Origin of the sequence: Paenibacillus sp. 2TAF8 (assembly GCF_052114825.1) — a bacterium.
Taxonomy (GTDB): domain Bacteria; phylum Bacillota; class Bacilli; order Paenibacillales; family Paenibacillaceae; genus Paenibacillus.
The window spans coordinates 16682-38899 of the sequence record NZ_JBFRFN010000023.1 but is presented as its reverse complement, the minus strand read 5'-3'; the positions used below and the strand labels follow the sequence as shown (position 1 = coordinate 38899).

The following is a 22218-nucleotide window of genomic DNA, read 5'->3' as shown; positions in this document are numbered from 1 at the left end:
AAAGGTTGCTCAAAAAAGTTAAGGCACCCGCCTTCGTGAAGGGAGTGCCTGAATGGAACTAGCTTTTTCGTCTTTTGGGACGCAGTTTGGATGCTGCTGTTTTTCGGCGAGCAGGAGACGAGGTGCGTTTCCGCTGCGTTCCCGTCGTTTTTTTGCGGCGTTTGCGCGGGCGGGGCTTCGAGTATTCTTCGAAATCGGCATCCGCCTCGCTGCTGTTATTTTTATTTTTTCCAAAAGGCAGAATGCCCATTACCAGTTTCATCATTGGTGCCATCTGCTGAATACCGCCAACGACCTTTTGCATTTTAGCAACACCGCTCATGATGCCATCAATGCCGCCGAAGCGGTCAATCATACCTTTTAACTCGCCAAGATTGGCAAGAGAAAAACCGGAGCTGCCTGAAGAGGCAGGTGCTTGAGTCGGAACGACGGGCGCAACAGGCACGATGTCGCTGCCATAGACCCCTCCGCTAGGTACACCCTGCCCATAGGGCACCAGACCGGATGCTTCAACCTCAGCGAAGCCTGTGTAGGTCGGATTAACTCCGGGGTACATCGGCTGGATCTGGGTTTCATTCAAAGAGCGTGGGACGGTCTCATAAGGTACATAAGCCGAAGTACGAGCTTGCCGATGGCCATTGGGATTGGGAGCTGGGCGTTGCCTTGTTCCTGGCTGGCGATGATAGTAATGCTGTGGCATGAACGATCACGTTCCTTCTATATTAGATTTTTCGGAATTGCGTTCCACCATCGATTTCGGAATTCCGTTGCATCTTGAAATTAATTGTGTGGGATAGGGCCATAACAAACAGGGTGGAACTCCCTTTTGATATACTGTATGTCATCCGCGGAGAGGCGGCGTAGGCGAGTGTCACGGAAAACGGGATATTTGCGGATTTGGGCGCAGACCTGCAAAAGGGATCAGAGGATGTTTGAAGGAATAAAAATGAAGTTTAGACACAAAATTGTAACAATTATAAGGTTTAAAAACCTAGATGAATGATCGGAAATGTCCACCCATAAAGGGGGAATTAACACAGTTTTTATGCTGGATGTCCGTATGCGGAGGACAATAGTACTGTTTGTAAGCGGTAACATGTGTTTTTGTTCTGTAGTGCGTGAAATCGTTAACGCTTGAAATACCAACTCAGGCTAGGTACAATGTATGTACACAGTAACCGCTAGGGGATGATGATAAAATGCAGCTGAAAAAGCTAAATGATAAAAGCATTGAACAACTATTTGAGGCCATTCTGACACTTAAGGATATTGAAGAGTGTTACGTCTTTTTTGATGACCTTTGTACCGTGAACGAGATCCAATCCATGTCCCAGCGGCTGGAAGTGGCACGTATGCTTGGCAAAGGCAACACGTATAACCAGATTGAAGCGGAGACGGGCGCGAGCACGGCTACCATTTCTCGGGTTAAGCGTTGTCTGAATTACGGTAATGACGGTTATAAAATGACGCTGGAACGCCTGGGGCGCTAAGTCATGAAGAAGCCGGGTGTACTCATCATTAGTCACGGTTCTCAGGAGAAGACCTGGGTAGAGTCCGTCGATGACGCGATTTCCCGGTTGAATCTGCCTGACTCTTTGCCTGTTGAAGCTGGATTTCTGGAATTGGTCGATGGGCGTCTGATCCAGGACGGGATCAACCGACTGGAAGCGCAAGGCGTAACCGATCTGTTGGTGGTGCCTCTGTTTGTATCGTCTGGCAGTACGCATGTGGATGAGATAGAATATGCCATTGGGGCCAAAGATGCCCCTGAACGTGAAACCGATCTCGAACCATTTGAGGTAAAAGCTCGGGTTCATTTTGGCTATCCGGTGGATAATGATCCTGATATTGCGGTGATGGTATGGGACAAAGTCCGGTCATTATCACAGCAACCTGAGCAGGAAACGATTTTGCTTGTCGGACATGGCAGTATCCACGATGGATTCCGCCAGCGCTGGGAAGCAGGCATTTCTTCGCTCGCGGAACGAGTGCAGCAGATCAGTGGCGTTGCTCATACAGACTATGCATTGCTTAATCCGGAAAGTGTATATGATAAGGCGAAATACTGGTCCGAAGAGCGCGGCAGTCGCGTAATTGTGGCACCGCTGTTCTTAAGTGCCGGTTATTTTACCCAGCATGTTATTCCTGGTCGACTTAAAGAGTTGGACTATGCATATAGTGGGGAAACGTTGTTGCCTCATCCTTTGCTTGGACAGTGGCTGGAACGCCAGATTCAGTTTTTGCTGGAGAAGTGTGATGGGGCTGTAAAAAGTTAAATAGCATTAAAGTTGGATTCTACTTTAAATTCATTCATGATAAAAAACGGCAGAGATGCCGTTTTTTTTTGTTTTATTGCGGCCTTTATTTCGCTCTACAGGCCACATGGAGAATGTAAAACTCTCTTTACAGCGGAGAATTTGTTTGATAAGATGTGCATGTCTTAATTGTTAACCATAAAAATTATTTTGGTTAACAATTGAATTAATTAGATGATTTTGATGGAAAGGAGCTGCACGATGACACCATATGAACGGCTTGTAGCCTTAGACAAGGCTCATGTCTGGCATCCTTTTACTCAAATGAAGGATTACAACCAGTCTGATCCCCTAATCATTGAACGAGGCGAAGGTGTTATGTTGTATGACGTACAGGGGAGGGCTTACTACGATGGTTTTTCTTCGGTTTGGCTTAATGTGCATGGGCACAATGTGCCGGAGCTGAATGAGGCCGTCACTGCACAATTGGGACGAGTAGCACATTCCACACTGCTTGGCATGGCTAATATCCCTGCAATTGAGCTGGCCGAGAAACTTGTAGAGATTACACCTCACGGATTGACGAAAGTATTTTATTCTGATGCAGGCGCAACCGGGGTGGAAATTGCAGTCAAAATGGCTTTTCAATATTGGATGAATCTCGGGAAGACCTCCAAAACCAAATTCATCACCATGAATCAGGCTTATCATGGGGACACCATTGGCGCAGTGAGCGTAGGTGCCATTCCGTTGTATCATGACGTATTTCGACCGATGCTGTTTCCGTCTTATGTCATCCCCTATCCATACGCTTATCGACATGAGAGTGGTGCACATGGAGCAAAGGAAGCTACCCTGTCTGAGCTACGCAAGATTCTTGAAACGAGTGCACATGAAATTGCGGCGATGATTGTCGAGCCGATCGTTCAAGGCGCAAGTGGCATCATCGTTATGCCCGAAGGCTGTCTGCGCGAGATGGCGACATTATGCCGGGAGTATAACGTACTGTTTATCGCTGACGAGGTGGCTACAGGCTTTGGGAGGACAGGCATGATGTTTGCTTGTGATCATGAAGAAGTGTCCCCTGACCTGATGGTAGTTGGGAAGGGGCTGACTGGCGGTTATTTGCCTGTAGCAGCTACACTGGCAACCGAAGAGGTGTATCGTGCTTTTTACGCGGATTATGAAAAGCAGAAAACGTTCTTTCACGGTCATTCGTTTACAGGTAATCCGCTCGGGTGTGCAGTCGCGCTGGCAAGCCTGAAACGATTTGAAGATCACCATATGTTAGAGGGTGTAAAGAGGAAAGCACTGTTGGTTGAGCACAAACTTCGTGCCATTCAGGATGCTCCGCATGTCGGAGAGATCCGGCAAAAGGGACTGATGGTGGGCATTGAACTGGTGAAGGACAAGTCCACCCGGCAAGCGTATGAATGGGCAGAACGCATCGGCGTTCGTGTAACCGGGCGTGCCCGGGAACTGGGGATGCTGACGAGACCCTTAGGCCATGTCGTGGTGTTCATGCCTCCGCTTGCCAGCACCGATGCAGAACTGGATGCGATGACCGATATTCTGATGAAAGCCATTATTGATGTCACCGAAGGTGGTCGGTAGAGATGAATGGAACACAAGGGTTATTCGTAACAGGTACCGATACGGGTGTAGGCAAAACGGTAATAACAGGTGCGCTTGTTGCCGCGCTTCGTGCGGAAGGGGGAAACGTCGGCGTTTGGAAACCGGTCCAGACCGGTGGACTTGCGGGTGAAGGCACAACAGATGCAGAGCTTTTGCTGAAATACACGGGGATGGATTCGGACGCGGAGGATATTGCCTCGTTCACATTTGAGGCTCCACTTGCACCCATGCTTGCTGCAAAACAGACGGGATTGAACATTACGTTACAGGATATCCTCAGTGCCGGGGAATCGATACTTCATCGATATGATTCCGTTTTTATTGAAGGGGCAGGCGGAGTAGCGGTTCCAATAACGAAAGATGCCCTGACAACTGATCTGATAGCCGAACTTCAGACTCCGGTACTAATCGTTGCAAGATCAGGGCTAGGTACGATTAATCATACGTTGCTTACGATGGAATACTTAGAGCGCCGCGGAATTTCAATTCTAGGTTTCATTCTGAATGACGGCCTCTCAGGTGAGTTGCACCTTGACCCAAGCGTGGAGACAAACGGGAGAATCATTGAACACTACAGCGGCATTCCTTGTCTGGGACATTTTCCCGAGCTTACAGGAGAGATTGATTCCAAGAGGTTAATCCATGCGGTTCAGGCAACGATCAACCTTTCTCCCGTCAGAGATGCTTTGACCATTCAGAAAATGGAGGAATATCGATGAATATGAGCATAGCTCCTAAAGATACAGACTGGGCATCCCTTGCCAGAAAATCTTTGAAAGGCGAATGCCTGACAGTAGAGGAAGGAGTTGCTGTTCTGGATGCGGCTAATGATGAGGTACTGCCACTCCTGCATGCGGCTTATCTCGTAAGAAAACACTTTTATGGCAATAAAGTAAAGCTGAATATGATTATCAACGCCAAGAGCGGGTTGTGTCCGGAAGATTGCGGGTACTGCTCTCAATCCATCCGATCCAGCGCATCTATTCCGAAATACAGTCTGCTAGATAAGGAAACGCTGCTGGCAGGTGCACAGGAAGCAATGGCTCGCCAAGCGGGTACATATTGTATCGTTGCATCAGGAAAAGGACCGACAAATCACGAACTGGAGCAGGTCATCGACGCTGTAAAAGAAATCCGTGCAACGCTACCCCTTAAAATCTGTGCTTGCCTTGGCATCTTAAAGGAGGGGCAGGGAGAACGTTTGGCTGAAGCAGGGGTGCATCGTTACAACCACAATCTGAATACAAGCCGAGATAACTATCCGTCTATCACGACAACACATACGTATGACCAGCGGGTTGAAACTGTAGAGAAGGCCAGAACTTCCGGCATGTCTCCTTGCTCCGGTGTTATTATCGGCATGGGCGAGAGTCAGCGAGACATTGTAGGGATGGCTTTTGCACTGCGAGAGCTTGATGTGGATTCGATTCCGGTTAACTTTTTAAATGCAATCCCCGGTACACCTATGGAAGGGGCTTCACGTATAACGTCGATGAGAGCGCTTAAGGTTCTGGCATTATTTCGATTGATCTGTCCATCCAAAGAAATTCGTGTAGCAGGAGGGCGTGAGATTAGTTTGCGTTCATTGCAACCTTTGGCGCTGTATGCGGCCAATTCGATCTTTGTGGGGGATTATTTGACGACAGTAGGTCAGGACATTACGAATGATCATCAGATGATTGAGGATTTGGGGTTTGAGATTGAACTCAATGCTTTGCAGGGTGGTGCCGATAAATATGAACTGGATGGAAAATGAACTTGAGAAACTGGCTCACGCCTCAAATCAACGTCATTTACGCGATAGTACTAAGTCTCCTGAACGTCCTGGTCATATTGTAAGAGGAGGGAATAGCTTACTTGATCTGGCTTCCAATAACTATTTGGGACTTGCAGGGCATCCTGATATTATTCAAGCCATTTGTGAAGCACTTCAGGTTGAAGGTGCAGGCTCCGGTGCTTCTCGTTTTGTCACGGGTAATGGTTCAGTATACGGCCGTCTGGAAGCAGCGCTGGCGTCTTGGCAGCAGGCGGAAGCCTCTCTTGTTTTTGCCAATGGTTATATGGCGAATTCAGGTGTCATTGCAGCGCTTACGGGGCGAGGAGATATCGTTTTTAGCGATCAGTACAATCATGCCAGCATCGTTGATGGTGCTGTGTTAAGCCGTGCGGATCATGCCAGATATCGGCATAACGATCTGGAGCATCTGGAGGCTCTGTTGCACAAACATCGGGACAAAGGGCGTAAGCTGATTGTCACGGATGCACTGTTTTCCATGGATGGGGATCGGGCACGGTTGCATGAACTGGTGAAACTCAAACGGCGATATGACGCTATGCTGATGGTGGATGAGGCACATAGTGGAGGTGTTTACGGGGAAAAGGGAGAAGGGCTGTGTCATGAGTTGGGACTGCATCGCCATGTAGATGTGCATATCGGGACATTCAGCAAAGCCTTCGGTATATATGGAGCTTATGCATCTGGTAACAACGTATTAATACGATATCTTATGAATAAAGTCAGACCGCTTATCTATTCTACGGCGCTTCCACCTTCGCTTTTGGCAGGAATTATGACGGCATTACATTTGGTACAGACGGAGCATTGGCGCCGTAATTATCTCCGTTCGACCAGTGAAATGTTTCGTTCCGCATTGACGAATGCAGGATTCCATGTAGGGGAAGGAGATTCGCCAATTGTGCCGATTATGGTTGGTGACAATGAACGTGCACTTCGATTCAGCGAAGCTCTGGAAGCGGTCGGCATTGCAGGGATTGCCATTAGGCCGCCTACGGTGCCAGTCGGCACAGCACGAATTCGTTTTTCTGTATCGTCGGCGCATACGTTTGATGAGTTGAGGCAGGCGAGTGCTCTCATTAAGAAAGTTGGAGATCAGCTCGGGGTGCTCAGATCATGAACAATCGGAATGAATACATGCGACGAGTAGAGCAAAAAGAAAAAGGGACGATTTTATGGTTAACGGGCTGGAGTATGACAGATGCTGTGTTTGACTTGCTGCGGGAACGTTTGCCTGATTATCAACATCTTTCTCTCGATTACAGTGCTGTAAGTACTCCCGAAGACATGCTGGACATCGTGGAAACAACCGCTAAGTGGTTATCTCGGGCAGTTCGGTCTAATCGATTGGATGAGGGCGCCGCTCATGGCGATATCGGCATGCCGGAACTGTTCCACGTGCTGAAAGGGGCTTGCGGAGAGAACGTGCCTCGCGCTCCGTTACTCATCTCGGGCTGGTCTATGGGAGCGGTACTTGCTCTTGGACTGGCAGCCAAAGGTTATGCCGATGGGCTGGTGTTATTTAGTGCAACGGCACGTTTTGTTCGGGATAAGAAGGAACTGAGCCTTGGTGTGCACGATGCGTACGTCAGGCAGATGATGCGAGACATAGCCAAGGATTATCAGCCAGACGTGGAGAGTCGTTTTCGCAAAATGATGTTTACGGCACGGGAGGGGGAAATGGGGTATGCTGACCGCCTGCCCCCTGCTGGTTGCTGGACACCAGAAGCGCTACTGGCAGGGCTTCAGATTTTACGTTATGAGGATCATTTGCCCGATCTTGCTCGAATCGATTGTCCAGTCCTTTTATTCCACGGGCATGAGGACAAAATTTGTCCATATGATGCAGGGGTGGAACTATTGGATCGGTTACCGCGAGCTAGGTTAGTGACGCTGAACGATAGGGGACATGCAGTTTTTCTGGGTGAGGAAGTCAGAATTGAGAAGGAGTGGAGGAGGTGGTGGCATGAGCATAAGCAGGAGTTGGGATGAAAATAGAACGAGCTTCGACAGTAGCATCCATGTTCAGCGGCGTTTCAATCGTAACGCATCTTCTTATGATGCACATGCCCACGTTCAGCGAGGGATGGCCGCTCAGCTCGCAGAGATTGTTGCACATGGCAAGAACAATACGTTGAGCCATTCACTGAATTTTCTTGAAGTAGGCTGCGGTACAGGTGTTTTGACTCAAATGATTGCCCGTGATTGGTCCGATGCCAGTATTACGGCCTTGGATATTGCACCCGAAATGATTCGTCTGGCATCCCGGCGTGTAAAGCATGCTGAAGATGGAAAAGGTACGGCAGAAGGAATTCGTTTTGTGCAGGCTGATATTGAAAGGTGGGTTCATGAAGTCCCTTCATGCTCGGTAGATATCATCGTTTCCAATGCTTGTTTTCAATGGTTGCGTCATCCTCAACGGACCTTGACCGGCTTGAAACGTATACTCCGTCCAAGAGGCAGGCTTCTGTTCACAACTTTTGGGACGGACACTTTTCGGGAGATGCATGAGGCATTTCATGAGGTATATCTAGCCTGCGGAATGCAACCGCAGCGACATGGACTTTCGTTTCATTCGGCTGACGAGTGGAGAGTTATGCTGGAGAGATCAGGTTTTACGAGTTATCGGGAGAAGCGTTTGGTTCATATCGAGAGATATGCTTCAGCAAGAGATTTTCTGCACTCGGTAAAAGGCATGGGGGCCAGCGCTTCGGAAGCGGTTGAAGTACCAGAGGTTAGTCTACGAACTCTGTTTACTCAGATGTACAAGGTGTATGAAGATAGGTTTAGTGTCGGGGCAGCAGGAGGAGTTCGGGCGACATATGACCTCTTGTTCATTGAAGCTGCCATTTCAGATATGAGTGCGATATGAAGCAGCATACGCGGCATATTATACAGATAAATCCCCTCCAAGCGGCTTATCAGCCATGAAGGGGATCTATTTTTTTATCCAGCCAACTATCTAAACCAGGCTTTATTCAGATTGTTCGCAAAGTTGTTATCGTTAAATGGTACATTGGCGCTGCCAAAGTCTGTTGTATTCAGGGCATTACGCGCAGCTGGAGTCAGATCATCCCAACCGATTAGCAGCTGAGTTCCCCCAACAACGTTGGTTACACCAAGCTCATGATTGAGCGGCCAGGTGCTATTATAGGAGATTTTCGGATGATCGCCCTGCATGTTGCTGTTGCTTGGTGCCACTTTGGTGAAATGTCCATGACCTGAGTAGGCGATCGAGAGTACTTTGGGATTAGCAACTGCCGGGTTGTCTACCCATACGACAATGCCTTCCCAGTCATGACGATGTCCAAATCCCGGAGAAGGGTTGTCTTTAGGGAAGTACCATGCGTACATGATCGCCCACACTCCATTATGCCAAGCAGAACGAGAGTAGACCTGACCCAGATTGGAGCCGCATCCACCATTGTGTGATCCTGACGTTGCCAAGCCTGCACTGGTGTTGCCTTGTGCATCAACGGCTGGAAAAGGCACGCATCCATGATAGACCTTCAGGAAAGGTTGAAAACGTTTGGCTGTGATTTGCGTGGCCGTTACGGGTGTGACTTCTTGAAAACCGACGACCTGGTCATGATTAATGACGGCTGCTTCCGCAACGGTGCCTATCGGTAAATAGGCGAGGAGGGTAACCATTAGCATCAGTACCAGTTTTTTGGTTGTTTGCATCGTGCAATTCTCCTTTGTAAACGTAGTAGAGTGAAGTCAGTTATGTATGGATGCGTTCTGTATATTCATGGTACTGGAAAAATATTGATTCGGGTTATATTTTTATATTGAGATTTGTAAATTTGCTGTATATTTTTGTCATACTATATTTATATGTAGACAGTGGAAAGTACCAAGATTAATTCCTGTGCAAGCGGGCAGAATGGAAGATCAGTGGTTTTTTTGCCAAAGTAGATGGAGAGAACGGTTTCAAGATGACTTTGACTTGTTTATTAGGGTAAGGGACTTTGGGTGTTAGGGTTTATGCAAAAATCACAGCTGGAATAGGCTAGGACATCTTTACGTTTGATGATATGATAGAAGCAATAGCTTTAGGAATGGGACGTCATTCCTCTGGCATAGTTATATATAGTGTTTGGGCAGGATTAACGAAAGTGCATGGTTGTGTTAATTGAAATGATGCCCCTTGGTGGACTGATGCAGCGTAAGAAGATGAGGTCATTCGGACTCATGGATAATGTGGAATAGGTGGCGTATCAGATGAAGAGAGCTCGATTAATATATAATCCGACTTCAGGCCGGGAAGAAATGAAGAAACGTCTGGCTGATATTTTGCAGCGTTTGGATCAAGGCGGCATAGAGGCTTCGTGTCACGCAACAACGGGGGAAGGCGATGCAACCCGGGAAGCGGAAATTGCGATTGAACGCGGATATGACATGATTCTTGCTGCTGGTGGAGACGGTACGTTGTATGAGGTCATTAATGGTATGGCTGAACGGGAGAATCGTCCTCCGCTGGGTGTATTTCCTTTGGGAACGACCAATGATTTTGCACGTGCGCTGGGTATTCCAAGACAATGGGAAGATTACGTGGATCTGGTCATTCAACAGCAGACCCGCCCACTCGATCTGGGCAAGGCGAATGACAGGTATTTTATCAACATCGCCGGCGGTGGATCGTTAACCGAACTCACCTATGAAGTGCCGAGCCGTTTGAAAACGATGATCGGGCAACTGGCCTATTATATGAAGGGGATTGAGAAAATGGCAAGCCTGTCCCCGCAGGAATTAATCATTCGTGCGAATGGTCAGGAAGAAATTCATGACGAATTCATGCTGTTCCTCATTGCGAATACGAACTCCGTTGGCGGCTTTGAGAAGCTCGCTCCGGGGGCAACCATCGATGATGGGTTGTTCGATGTCATTGGTGTACGCAAATGTAACCTGGCGGATATGATCCGTCTTGTTACGCTGGCGCTGCGCGGAGAGCATCTGAACGACAAAAAAGTCGTACATTTCCAGACGGATCACATGGAGATCACTTCACCGGGGTATGTGCAACTGAATCTGGATGGTGAACTGGGCGGCACCTTGCCAGCAACGTTTACGAATCTAAAGCATCATCTGCAGCTATTCCATCGGTAAGTTTGTACATCAAAATAACGTCTCTGAGATTCGTTAGAATTTTGGAACGTTATTTTTGGCGTGAAGAAGGCAATTCTTTTATTAAGATTACGAAAAATTACGGAAAAGTTCAGAACAGTTCAGAACAGCTTAGGTTAACTCACCGTCATTGCAGGCGGTGTACTATATAAGAAAGAAGTGAATGTACGTTGTCAAATACGAACCGCAGCGGTCGTGGAAAAAACCGCCGGAATTCGGCTGCTCCTCAAGGGAAAGGGAAGGCTTCAGCTTCCCGTCAGCCAAGTCAATCCATGCAATCCACTCGTCCATCTACAAGTCAGTCTGGTAAAGAGGTACGGCCAAATGGTGCATCTCTTTCTGGTTCGCGTTCCAAAGGCAGAGCACGTGAATCCGCGCCAATTGAAGGATTGCCTGTTAGCAAAAATGAAGAAACCGTCATTGAGATCATTGGCATGAACCATGACGGCGAGGGTGTAGGCCGTGCGGATGGATACACACTTTTTGTGCAGGGTGCTCTTCCTGGGGAAACCGTGCGCGTGCGCGTTATGAAAACGAAGAAGCAGTACGGGTACGCCAAGTTGCTTGAGATTGTCAAAGCCAGTCCAGATCGTGTATCTGCACCATGTCCGATCTACGATCAATGCGGCGGATGCCAGATTCAGCATATGAGCTACGCTGGTCAACTGGCGTGGAAACGTCAGCTTGTGATCGATAATTTGCAAAGGATCGGGAAGCTGAATGTGCTGGTGGAGGATGAGACGAACGAGGAAAATACAGAACATGCGATTCGTGTCTTGCCAACGATGGGCATGGACGAGCCGTGGCGTTATCGGAATAAGGCACAGGTGCCGATTGGTGTAACCGAAGGTGGATTGGTGGGTGGTTTCTATGCCAAAGGAAGTCACCGAATCATCGACATGGAAACCTGTCTTATTCAACACGAGCACAATGATGAAGTTGTAGCGAAGGTGAAGGAGATTGGTAGCCATCTCGGCATCAGTGCATACAACGAAGAAACAGGCCGAGGCCTGTTGCGTCATGTCGTGGTGAAAAAGGCGTTCCGTACAGGCGAGATGATGCTCGTTCTGGTGACGAATGGTCGGGACATTCAACACAAAGATGAGTGGATCGGCAGTATCCGTGAAGCGATCCCTCAAGTGGCGAGCATCTGTCAGAACGTGAACAAAAAGCAGACGAACGTGATTTTCGGTGATGAGACCCGTGTCCTGTGGGGCCGCGATGTAATCTATGATTTTATCGGGGACGTTCAATTTGCGATCTCTCCACGTTCGTTTTACCAGGTCAATCCGGTACAGACTGAAGTGCTGTATGGAAAAACGGTAGAATACGCCGGGCTGAGTGGAAAAGAAACCGTAATTGATGCCTATTGCGGCATCGGAACGATCTCTCTTTTCCTGGCACAGCATGCAGATCAGGTGTACGGGGTAGAGGTTGTGCCCGAAGCCATTGAGGATGCTCGCAGCAATGCGATGCTGAACGAGATGAAGAATGTGAAATTCGAAGTTGGCGCCTCCGAGGACGTCATCCCTCGCTGGAAAGAACAAGGCATCGAAGCCGACGTCATCGTCGTCGATCCCCCACGCAAAGGTTGCGACCCGCGTCTGCTCGATACCATCCTGGAGATGAAGCCGGAACGCGTGGTGTACGTGAGCTGTAATCCGAGTACGCTGGCACGTGATTTGAGAGTGCTGGAGGATGGCGGCTATCGCACGGTAGAGGTCACGCCGGTGGATATGTTCCCGCATACGGTGCATGTGGAGAGTGTAGCTTTGTTGGAGCGGCGGGGTTTGGAGTAAGTGGATCGATGAGCTGGGGACGAAATGGGGACGCAATATATTTACGTCCCTATTTTTTTGATTTTAAATTTATGATTCAACGAATTAGCTGTCATTGATTTATCTGATATCGGATAAACATTATGGTTTTAAAGACATTCTTGAATTCTCATAGGAATCGACCATAACTTATATTATAAATGCTGTATTTACAGTGAACAGATGCTCGATTGCAGGAATTAGAACTTTGCTTCGTCTCATAGCTCAGTTATAAAGCCTGCAGCTGAGCTGCAGAATAAATAAGGGCGTTACAATAAAATGCTGATGGACTTTATTGAAATTAGTCTTAAGCCCCACTCAATTATGTCCAATATTTGAGTCGAACTCCTACTGAAATGAGCCATTGAGAGCGAGAAGAGGAAGATTAAGAAAATTGATTGTACTTAAAAAAATTATAAATTACATACTTTTTTAGCGAATTCAAGAGCGTCCTTTCCTTTGGAAGAATTTAATATTTCTTTATACGGGTAGAAAGTTGAAAGGTCTCCAAGTGGATCTGTACTTAGGATTTGAGGAAAAGTAATTAGCCACATAGTTGAAATCCAGGCTATAGTTATTTCAGCGAGTTCAGTAAATCTTTCGAATAAATCTTCCTCGAGTTGTGGGGCATTGTAACCTAAATTCATGCTATTAGTCGGAGTTTTGTCATTAGCGAAAGGTCTTCCATGACTAAAGTTACATAAATAGTGATAGAAGTTGAGGCAGTCTTTTGGAAACTCCCAAGAGTATTCACTATTGAATTTTTGGACATTAGGTTGTTTTTTTATTAACGAAGTGGTTGTTCCCCAATTTGGTGTTTTGCTCAAACCACTATCCCATTTCGAAAATTCAGAATTGTATCCCGTCTTGTTCTTTTTGCTATGAYCATTTTCATGTATTTGAAAATACAAGGCTGCATTGGAGACATCGAGAGCATTACGAAGGCAAGAAGCAGCTGCTTTATAAAATCCACAAGCAATGTTCCAGTTTGCAGCGTTAAGATCGTCCATAACATCAATAAAGGTCCAATTAAGAATTTCATCATCAGTATCAATGCCCTCAGAATTGTCAATAGCGGTATAGCCATAAATGAAAACAAAGAGATCCGCGATTTGCGTCCCAATTGCATCAATCTTATCGGCACAGTCTTTGTTAGCGAGAGTATCTTGATAAGCCTGAATTGCAAGAGATTTAATATTTCGTGCCGCATAAGTAGAAGTGGATTCAGTAGGAAAGGACATTCTTATTTTCACTTCTTTCATATTAAAATTAATGGTAAATAAATTTTGTGGAATTAAGTTTAACATATTGTATCGGATACGACAGTGTGAAAGTATTACGATGCCTTACAACTCTCTAGGGTATTCTTAAAAGTAAATATGGCCTGACATAGCTTTGACTTTAATTTTATTAAAATCATTCGATTGAATCTAGTGTTAAGACAAGCCCTAGTTTTGAGAAGTTGTTAAGCTAAATTAGTTTATCTGATTATAACTCTAAAACTGATTCAAATTTATCTGCAGCGCATTAATCAGCCGCCAGCAAAACGTGACCATACACGTTCAAAGTGGTCCCTATGTTTCCATGTCTGGATCGGCTACATTCCGTGTCTTTTTTTGTACCTGTAATAATGAAGTAATTACTGATTTAGTAAACACCGTGTGTTCGTTAGCGATTCCAGTTTGAAATCGAGCCATTCTTCTTAAAGGATCGACGTTCGTTCTTGAAAGCCCCACAGCAAGATTTGAACATCTTCTTGGCTTCAACGGGCTTTTTCAAAATTGTTGACAATTGGCATATATGTAATTATATTTAATATATCAATTGCTTGGTGCTGTAAAGCACTAGTGTAAACGCTCTCCAAGCAACATTTTACGCAATATAGTTCAATCCCGTCGAGGGAGAAAATGAAAAGGGAATGGGTTACTTAGTCCCAGTTTTGTACATGCCCTATCCATTTACGAGTGACATTCCTCTTCGTTTTGTAAAGCATTTTCAGCAACGCTTCATGGCTTGGGGAAATGCTTTTTTGGTCTTTGCTATGTTGACGATGGTAACCCTCAATTATTTCCGTCGTTGTACTCTTCACGTCAAGCTTTTTATGTCCTGCATCGTGTCATACTCCGCCTCCAACATGAATTGCAGCATCTCTGCAAACAACTCTGTAAACAACTCTTTCAGTGCAAATTCACCTTGTTTATCGTTATGAACATATTCTTCTTCACAATCACTCTCACTTGCTCATCACGTATACGATCCTCTCTAATCAGCCTTTTTCTAAAGATTATCTAACGGGGGAAACATGATGTCTAATTCAATAGAATTGATCTTGAAAGACGAAATTTTTGCTGAGCTGGACATCGAGTATCCGGAAGACCACGATACCCGTTTGTTGGACCAAGGGATCGATTCAGTAAGCTTCGTCAAGCTTATTGTTCTAGTGGAATCGAAGTTTAACATCTCGATCCCTGATGAAGATCTGTTATTTGAGAATTTCTCCACGGCTGGATTAATCCTTAATTATTTGACTGAGAAAACGCTATGATGACTATCATTCAGCGTCTATTTCTGGAGGCAACGAATCGCCAAGATCATGTTATCTTTGAAGATCTAAAGCAACAATGGACTTACGCAGAGGTGATGACAGAAGCTTATCTGATTGCTTTATATATCCACAAGAATTTTAAGCTTGAGTCCGGAAGTCATGTTGCATTATACACAAATAATGAGCCCTTGTTCATTTTTGCGGCGCTTGGCATTCAATTCTGTGGTTATGTGTTAGTACCGGTTCCTTATTCGGCATCCAATACTGAAATTGAGAATATTTTAAATGCCAGTGACGCCAAATTGGTTATCAGCAAATCTGCACAGCCTGCGCATATCAATTGCGACATTCCTTGGGTTACCGCTCAGGATTTATCGCAAGAACCCATGCCTTCGTTCGAATCGATCTCGTTAACCAATCAGTCCGATCCCAAGCAATGTGCGATTCTCCTTCCTACATCGGGCACAACCGGAAAATCTAAAATCGTTATGTTATCCCATCGGAATGTATTAACGAATGCGCTGGCACATGGCAGAAAGGTGGGGTATACGGATCAAGATTCATTTCTTGTAACGATGCCCGTTCATTTCAGTTCTACGATTGTCACGCAATTGATTTCTTGCATGTTATATGGAACCCGAATTAAACTTATCAGCTTACCCATGCTGCCACGCACCGCGTTTAAACTGTTTCAGAATAAGACGGTCACGGCATTCTCGGCGGTGCCTACGCAATTGATGCAGTTTGTTTCTGATTTCCATCAGACAAAGAACTGGAGTGCCTTTGATTCCATTGAACTTATTGTAATTAGCGGTGCGGCGACTCCCGCGAAATTGGTAGACCATCTTCAGACTGTATTTCCCCACGCAGACATTATTCAAACCTATGGATTGACCGAAGCTTCTCCGCGGGTGAGCATGATGGAACGGGGAGAGCCCTCCTTATCCTGTGGAACACCCATCAATGACGTTTCTATTCGTCTTGTTGACGAAGAAGAGAATGAGGTTGAAGGAGCAGATATCGGAGAAATTTGGGTCAAGGGCCCGAATGTGATGCTCGGTTATTACAAAAACCCGGAGTTAACGAACGATACCATTATCGAGGGTTGGTTAAAGACAGGAGATTTGGGATATTGGAATGAATCAGGATGTCTTATACTCACAGGCCGAAAGAAGAATATCATTATATCCGGCGGTATCAATATCTATCCGGAAGAAATCGAGGAATTTTTGTATGGCTTGAAAGAAGTGGAGGAGGTCATGGTTGTTGGTGTACACGATGATCTTTTAGGGGAAGTGCCCATCGCATTTCTGAAAGTTTTTAATGAATACCCGATTGATATAGATGCACTGACACGACATTGCAACTTGCATTTGTCATCGTATAAAGTGCCTAGACAATGGAGGATTATCGATCACATTCCAAAAACAAAAACAGGAAAACTGGACAGGGCAAGCACGAAGCGCTTATTGCTAAATGAGATATACTGATTCGGAATCTTTGAGCCATTTAACCAAATAACCAGGGGTGAAGGAAAGGTTGAAAAATTCAACTCAAACGTTAGGCAGAAAAATATTGCCGGTCAGTTACCCGATGATTACAACCTATACGCAACATGCTCATCTCTTGTCCATACTTACCCATTACGAGTGCGCTCACCCATGGATATTTAACAATTATATTCAATTATTCATTAACAAAGATTATAAACATCATTGGGGAGATTTTTATTTCCCTGTGACTTATGAGCTACGGCCTTCGGATGCGTGCAAATGGATTACGACTCAAAAGTTACATAGAGATACTGTAACAACTAAATGGGACTCTGTTACTCATTTTATTATAGAAAATATTAATGCGAATAACTATGTCCACACCATGATCAATTATTTCTACGTGCCCCTAAGCGATCGCTACAATAAACTTCAATTGCATCATGACATATTTGTTTACGGCTATGATTTGGATAGAGAGATATTGTATGTTTCCGATTTTTTTAAGAACGGGGTGTATAGTCAGGCTGAGATATCATTTAATGATTTCAATCTTGCGTTCGACATGAATCATCTAACAACGAATCATGATTATCTAAGAGAGATGGTTTATCTGTATACATTCAATGATCAATATCAGGATAAATTCAGTGCAGATACCCTGGTGAATTCTATAAGAAATTATTTTACTAACAAAACGCCGGAGTATTGGGAGATGTTCAACTATGGGGGCGACAGGGATAATCTTGACTTCGGTATGCAAATATACACAACTCTATTTAATCATGCGAAAGAGACATCGGAACATAAGGCTATGCTTGATATAAGACCCTTTCATTTACTTTATGATCATAAGAAGATGATGACGCTAAGATTCAAGTACTTGTACGATAATCGGCATTTAATTGAATTAAATCAAGAGCATATAGATGAATACACAGCCATTGAACTTAAAGCAAAGATCCTTGTGAATCTAGCGATTAAATATAATTTGACAAAGGATACGAATACTTCCGAAAGCTTACAAACGCTGATTATGAATATAGAAAATGAAGAATCCATATTCCTTGAACGATGGCTGAAGAAGGTAGGCATTCAGTAATGTTGCGGGAGTAGAGATGATGTCAGTTGTGGATATCTCTTCTTGCACCCAAATAGAAGCCTTAGCCCGAAGCCAGTGATGATCCGGGCATTTTTTGGAGGGAGTGATGCCGGGATTATAATCGTTGCGATACAGCGTATTGAGTAAGCCAAACCGTTGCCCTTATCTTAAAGCTTCCGTTTGCTGACAGTCTATTTCCTTCTTGTCTTTCAGGCGATCCGCATGGCTTCATGCGCTTTTTCCGGTACAACCACAACAAATCCACTCACCCAAGAATCTCTCCTAGTATTTGACCCGACATCTTGTGATTCATGCCATAGAACCATACCTAACAGACAGACGAGAAGTTTTCAGTATATCGACAATTTGCTGGAAGGGGTTATAAGATTTCTGGGCATCACGTATGAACAGCCTGTCAATTTGGGAATACGCAGGAACTTGCCCTTCATGAATTCTCGCAAATTTTTGAAAGAACTCCATGAGGCACTCGCTAGAACGATCCAGTATTACCAGGTTCAATATATCCATTACACGGGAGGTACCTATGCAAGAACAGATCATAGCGATGATAAGCGAAGTCAAGGATGACGCCCAGCTGGAAAACAGCTTGAACGGTCATTCCAGCATCATGGAAGATGGGGGAATGGACTCTTTACAGCTAATTACTTTCTTATTGAAGGTGGAGGAGCACTTCGGCATTGAAATCGATTTTGAACAATTCGACTTCGATTGCATGGAATCGGTTACAATCTTCTGCAATTATATCTCGGAGCTGCAGAAGACGGCATCTGCATGAACGATAGACGCAAGTTCGAGCTCGTTATCGGGACATTTGACGCGGAACGCTTCTGGCGCGACCCTAATCAAGCCAAACTGCCGTCGTTTAACGATCCTCAAATGGAGAATGTCGTGATGGCCATGGATGAGTTGCTTTTCCCATTTTGCGGGGAGCAGGATAGGCTTATTACCCGTTATCGAATGAACGCTTCTCATAAAGCGTATTTGCATGAGATCGGATTCAGATTTCTGTCCAATTCAACCGATCTTGAGAGTCCTGATACAGGAAGCACAGGCAGAACGGCCAATATATTCGACCTGCTCACCGCAACTGATCATGTGGGTGACATAGATCCAGACTGGCTGAACGGCGCCCGGTTATCGCCTTTTGCGGTCATTCCGGGAGCGGACCGTGCTGCCGCGCGTTTCGGGTTGGAACAGGATTGTCCAGCTGTCGAGACGGTTCAGACGGTTAATTCTAAGCTGTATTCAACCGAATTGAACCGTCGCCTTGGGCTTCGGTGTGACAGCCAGACGGTCTATTCCCACGAAGAGCTGCTGTCAAGCGGCTTGGCTCTGCTGAAACAAGGCCCCTTTCTGATCAAAGATGAGTTTGGGGTATCCGGGAAGGGAAATTTGCTAATCGAGTCGGAAGCAATTCTGCGGCGGGTCACATCCTATCTTGCCGATCAGTGTGGAAAGGGAAGAACGGTTCGGTTTATTATTGAGCCGTTCCTCTTCAAGGAGCTGGATTTCTCTTGCCAATTCCACATTGATCCGGACGGTAAGTACCGGCATGTCTCTGTGCAGCAATTGGTCAATCACGATTTCGCTTACCAAGGCTCCTATACAGCCGATGACAGGCTGCTTCAAATGCTGCACGAAGCGGAGTACTTTGATGTAATGAAGCTGGCGGCCCGCGAGCTTTACCAGTCGGGTTATCACGGCGACGTATGTATCGATTCGATGTTGCTAAGAGACGGACGCATCGTTCCGATTGTTGAGGTCAATGCCAGAAGATCGATGAGTCTGATCAAGCATTACGTTGACCGGTATCTCGAGAAGCACGATACGGCCGGGAGTATGACACATGCGACCTTACAGTTTGCAGGGGATGTATCCTTCGATCAATTGCTGGAATCGCTGGACCGCGAGGGTGTTCTATATAAGCCTGATCAAGGGTTTGGCATGCTACCGTTAAGCGCGAATACACTCTTTATTAACAAGGTCGTCAGCGAGTGCAAGGGGAACCGAAATAAGCAAGTGAAGGGCAGATTGTATTATTCGCTGATCGAGGGGACAGGGGATAACGAACGTTTGTCCGCGAAACTTAAGGAGGTTCTGTTGTCGTTATCTTTCAAGATCGCCCGCTGATGCATTCCGAAGTGCCTGAAACCATGGATGGAGGAAGAGAGTTTATGGGGAAGCGGAAAGTAACAATTCTATGCTCGGGTTTCGGTCTGGGATTTTATATTCCCGGCCTGTTAGCTGCCAGCGATTTCGGGAAAAGGGATATCGCGACGGAAGTGCTCGTGTTCGAAAGCTATTTGGAGCATGACAAGAGGGAGCATATTGCGGACAGCAGGACGGCTTACCACAATAATTTCGCACTTGCCAATTTTTCGGCCCGAATGCCGATGGATATCCGCAGTAGTATAGATTATGCCCAGGTCGAGCTATTGCTGGAGGCGTGGAAAGCAGAAGAACGCTACGAATTCATATCGCTATCCGGACACTGGGTCTATATTTTGGATTTGTATAGGGAGAAGATGTTGCCGAATCCGATTCATGTAGACCTGCTCTACGTCGATTCAGATCTGGCCCCGTCCTGGAAGAGCCTGAAGAAGTTTCATCCCCGGTATGACGAGCATTATTACAATGCATGTCTCTATGACACCGATAAGATGGCGATTCGATGCGAAATCCCGGTTCTTTCTGGTACGCCACTGCCCTTCGAATCAAGGAAACAGCGGCTTGTTGTTCATGGCGGCGGCTGGGGGATGGGCACTTATCAAAATACAATTCCAGAGCTTGCCGGCCATAACTATGGGCTTGATATTGTAGCTTACGACTGGAAGGAAGCGAAGCCCGATCCCGATCACCGATATTGGATGAACGATCCGGAATGGTGTTCATGGGTGAAGAGCGCTAACGGCCTCCACGAATTTCCGCCATATATTGAAATAGCGGGAGAAGATACGAATTCATACACCGCTGAGGCTGATCATCATTGGTTATTTGACGTCGCTTCTGAGGCAATGGCTATCGTGGCGAAGCCGGGAGCGGGCACATTGATCGACTCGCTTGCCTCCGAAACCCCTCTTATTCTTCTGGAGCCGTTCGGCAGTCATGAGCTTAGCAATCTGGAATTGTGGGAGTCGCTTGGATTTGGAATACGCTACGAGAAGTGGCGAGAGATGGATTTTTCTGTAGATATCCTTAAGGAGATGCATCAAGCGATCAAGAACAGACCCGGTGAACGGACGAATTATGTGGATCACTATTGTTCAAGGGTTGTGTTAACGAAGAGCTAAGATATCAATGGCAGAAGGGGTAATGCGATGAGCTTAAGTAAATTGAGTGTTGCCAAGGATACGGTGAGCTATCCGAGATGGATCGTCTTGCAGCTGCTAGAGGAGTGCAATTTACGATGTAAGATGTGTTATGAATGGGGACTCGAAGGGCCCTACAAAAGCAAAAAAACATTAGCGCAGCTGGACCCGGAGCTGATCAAAAAGATCATCATCGAGTGCAGCCCCGGCAAGCCGTATTACGATTTCTTCGGCGGCGAGCCGCTGATGTACCCTTGGCTGAGCGACATTCTCGCCATGATCAATCATTATGGAAGCATAGCCGACTTCCCCACGAACGGCACACTGCTTGAGAAGCATGCCGAGATGTTAGTCGAGACTCCGCCTAATAAGATCTGGGTGTCGCTCGATGGCCCCGAGGATATCAACGACAGGCAGAGGGGCAAAGGCGTATTCAAGAAAGTAATCAAAGGGATCGAGAAGCTATATGAGCTCCGGCAAAGCAAAGGCAAGCAATTTCCGAAGATGGGTGTATCCTTTATCATTACGCCCTTGACCTATATGTACGTCGAGGAATTTTTCTTTAAGCATATCGACTTGTCGAAGTTGGATCATATCAGCATGGAAGTGCAGCTCTATGCCACGGAAGAGCAGTATTCCCAGTATGTGGAGGTTCTTCGTGAGGAATTCGGCGTGCATGAAGCTCCGTATGCCAAGGGGATGGTCTGGCAAGACAACAGTTCGTTCAGCCAGATCGATATTCCCGAATTGACCAGACAGCTCAATAATGTTAGAGATTATTGCTTGAAAAACAGTATCCATGTGATTACCTATCCCAAGACGATAGATGAACCGAATTTGCACAACTATTTCTCGGGACAATTCCATCAGATGGCGGATAAACGAAACCGTTGCTCCCTTCCATGGACTTATGCGGAGATTACGGCAAGGGGTGACGTCTCGCCCTGCCATGCATTCTATGATTTGACCTTCGGCAACGTGAACGAAGAGAATTTGCTGGATATCTGGCGCAGTGACAATTACAAAGAGTATCGCGCGTATATGAAAAAAAATATGCTTCCGATTTGTACGGCTTGTTCAAGGTATTATATCTACTGATTCATGTGAATAACCTATTACG

20 protein-coding genes are annotated in these 22218 nt (G+C 46.0%); 17 read left to right on the top strand and 3 right to left on the bottom strand.

Features of this window, described 5'->3' with window-relative positions; all coding sequences use genetic code 11:
- Positions 1–58: 58 nt before the first annotated feature.
- Positions 59–700 (bottom strand): tyrosine protein kinase, encoded by a 642-nt coding sequence (locus AB4Z30_RS24810; RefSeq protein WP_441930103.1) that lies wholly within the window; start codon positions 698–700, stop codon positions 59–61.
- Between the two features lie 499 nt (positions 701–1199).
- Between AB4Z30_RS24810 and AB4Z30_RS24805 the strand changes: the two genes are divergently transcribed.
- The 8 genes from AB4Z30_RS24805 (at position 1200) to bioC (ending at position 8557) form a co-directional block, all read left to right on the top strand.
- On the top strand, positions 1200–1490 hold the full coding sequence (locus AB4Z30_RS24805; protein ID WP_017690665.1) for a YerC/YecD family TrpR-related protein: 291 nt from the start codon (positions 1200–1202) through the stop codon (positions 1488–1490).
- 3 nt (positions 1491–1493) lie between these two features.
- Positions 1494–2276, top strand: coding sequence for a sirohydrochlorin chelatase (locus AB4Z30_RS24800; protein WP_441930102.1), 783 nt, complete (start codon positions 1494–1496; stop codon positions 2274–2276).
- A 240-nt stretch (positions 2277–2516) separates the two neighbouring features.
- A complete protein-coding gene (gene bioA / locus AB4Z30_RS24795; RefSeq protein ID WP_311281719.1) occupies positions 2517–3869 on the top strand; it encodes an adenosylmethionine--8-amino-7-oxononanoate transaminase in 1353 nt (450 codons plus the stop codon).
- Between the two features lie 2 nt (positions 3870–3871).
- Positions 3872–4609: a dethiobiotin synthase gene (bioD, locus tag AB4Z30_RS24790; RefSeq protein ID WP_441930101.1), complete on the top strand. Its 738-nt coding sequence runs from the start codon at positions 3872–3874 to the stop codon at positions 4607–4609.
- Between the two features lie 2 nt (positions 4610–4611).
- Entirely contained in the window at positions 4612–5646 is a 1035-nt protein-coding gene (gene bioB / locus AB4Z30_RS24785) for a biotin synthase BioB (RefSeq protein ID WP_441930141.1), read from the top strand.
- Positions 5627–6805, top strand: coding sequence for an 8-amino-7-oxononanoate synthase (gene bioF / locus AB4Z30_RS24780; RefSeq protein ID WP_441930100.1), 1179 nt, complete (start codon positions 5627–5629; stop codon positions 6803–6805). Before bioB ends, bioF begins: the two co-directional genes overlap by 20 nt.
- Complete coding sequence (locus AB4Z30_RS24775) at positions 6802–7677, top strand: alpha/beta hydrolase (RefSeq protein WP_441930099.1); 876 nt, start codon at positions 6802–6804, stop codon at positions 7675–7677. The genes bioF and AB4Z30_RS24775 overlap by 4 nt, the downstream gene beginning before the upstream one ends.
- Positions 7652–8557, top strand: coding sequence for a malonyl-ACP O-methyltransferase BioC (gene bioC / locus AB4Z30_RS24770; protein ID WP_441930098.1), 906 nt, complete (start codon positions 7652–7654; stop codon positions 8555–8557). The genes AB4Z30_RS24775 and bioC overlap by 26 nt, the downstream gene beginning before the upstream one ends.
- Positions 8558–8643: 86 nt before the next feature.
- Here bioC and AB4Z30_RS24765 read toward each other — a convergent pair whose 3' ends face one another.
- A complete protein-coding gene (locus AB4Z30_RS24765; protein WP_441930140.1) occupies positions 8644–9342 on the bottom strand; it encodes an NPP1 family protein in 699 nt (232 codons plus the stop codon).
- Positions 9343–9909: 567 nt separating this feature from the next.
- Here AB4Z30_RS24765 and AB4Z30_RS24760 point away from each other — a divergent pair.
- Entirely contained in the window at positions 9910–10794 is an 885-nt protein-coding gene (locus AB4Z30_RS24760; RefSeq protein WP_441930097.1) for a diacylglycerol kinase, read from the top strand.
- Positions 10795–10982: 188 nt separating this feature from the next.
- Positions 10983–12611 (top strand): 23S rRNA (uracil(1939)-C(5))-methyltransferase RlmD, encoded by a 1629-nt coding sequence (rlmD, locus tag AB4Z30_RS24755; protein ID WP_441930096.1) that lies wholly within the window; start codon positions 10983–10985, stop codon positions 12609–12611.
- Between the two features lie 431 nt (positions 12612–13042).
- On the opposite strand, the gene AB4Z30_RS24750 is transcribed toward rlmD, so the two are convergent.
- Positions 13043–13870: a hypothetical protein gene (locus AB4Z30_RS24750; RefSeq protein ID WP_441930095.1), complete on the bottom strand. Its 828-nt coding sequence runs from the start codon at positions 13868–13870 to the stop codon at positions 13043–13045.
- 1064 nt (positions 13871–14934) lie between these two features.
- Between AB4Z30_RS24750 and AB4Z30_RS24745 the strand changes: the two genes are divergently transcribed.
- The 7 genes from AB4Z30_RS24745 to AB4Z30_RS24715 all read left to right on the top strand — a co-directional run bounded on the left by AB4Z30_RS24745 (position 14935) and on the right by AB4Z30_RS24715 (position 22196).
- Entirely contained in the window at positions 14935–15174 is a 240-nt protein-coding gene (locus tag AB4Z30_RS24745; protein ID WP_441930094.1) for a phosphopantetheine-binding protein, read from the top strand.
- On the top strand, positions 15171–16664 hold the full coding sequence (locus AB4Z30_RS24740; protein ID WP_441930093.1) for a class I adenylate-forming enzyme family protein: 1494 nt from the start codon (positions 15171–15173) through the stop codon (positions 16662–16664). The genes AB4Z30_RS24745 and AB4Z30_RS24740 overlap by 4 nt, the downstream gene beginning before the upstream one ends.
- 49 nt (positions 16665–16713) lie before the next feature.
- The gene (locus AB4Z30_RS24735) at positions 16714–17769 is read left to right on the top strand and encodes a hypothetical protein (RefSeq protein WP_441930092.1); all 1056 of its coding nucleotides are present in this window, start codon (positions 16714–16716) and stop codon (positions 17767–17769) included.
- Between the two features lie 544 nt (positions 17770–18313).
- Complete coding sequence (locus AB4Z30_RS24730) at positions 18314–18565, top strand: acyl carrier protein (RefSeq protein WP_145335759.1); 252 nt, start codon at positions 18314–18316, stop codon at positions 18563–18565.
- Positions 18562–19920 (top strand): hypothetical protein, encoded by a 1359-nt coding sequence (locus AB4Z30_RS24725; protein WP_441930091.1) that lies wholly within the window; start codon positions 18562–18564, stop codon positions 19918–19920. The genes AB4Z30_RS24730 and AB4Z30_RS24725 overlap by 4 nt, the downstream gene beginning before the upstream one ends.
- 44 nt (positions 19921–19964) lie before the next feature.
- A complete protein-coding gene (locus AB4Z30_RS24720; protein WP_441930090.1) occupies positions 19965–21080 on the top strand; it encodes a UDP-glucuronosyltransferase in 1116 nt (371 codons plus the stop codon).
- A 27-nt stretch (positions 21081–21107) separates the two neighbouring features.
- Positions 21108–22196 (top strand): SPASM domain-containing protein, encoded by a 1089-nt coding sequence (locus AB4Z30_RS24715; RefSeq protein ID WP_441930089.1) that lies wholly within the window; start codon positions 21108–21110, stop codon positions 22194–22196.
- Positions 22197–22218 lie beyond the last annotated feature (22 nt).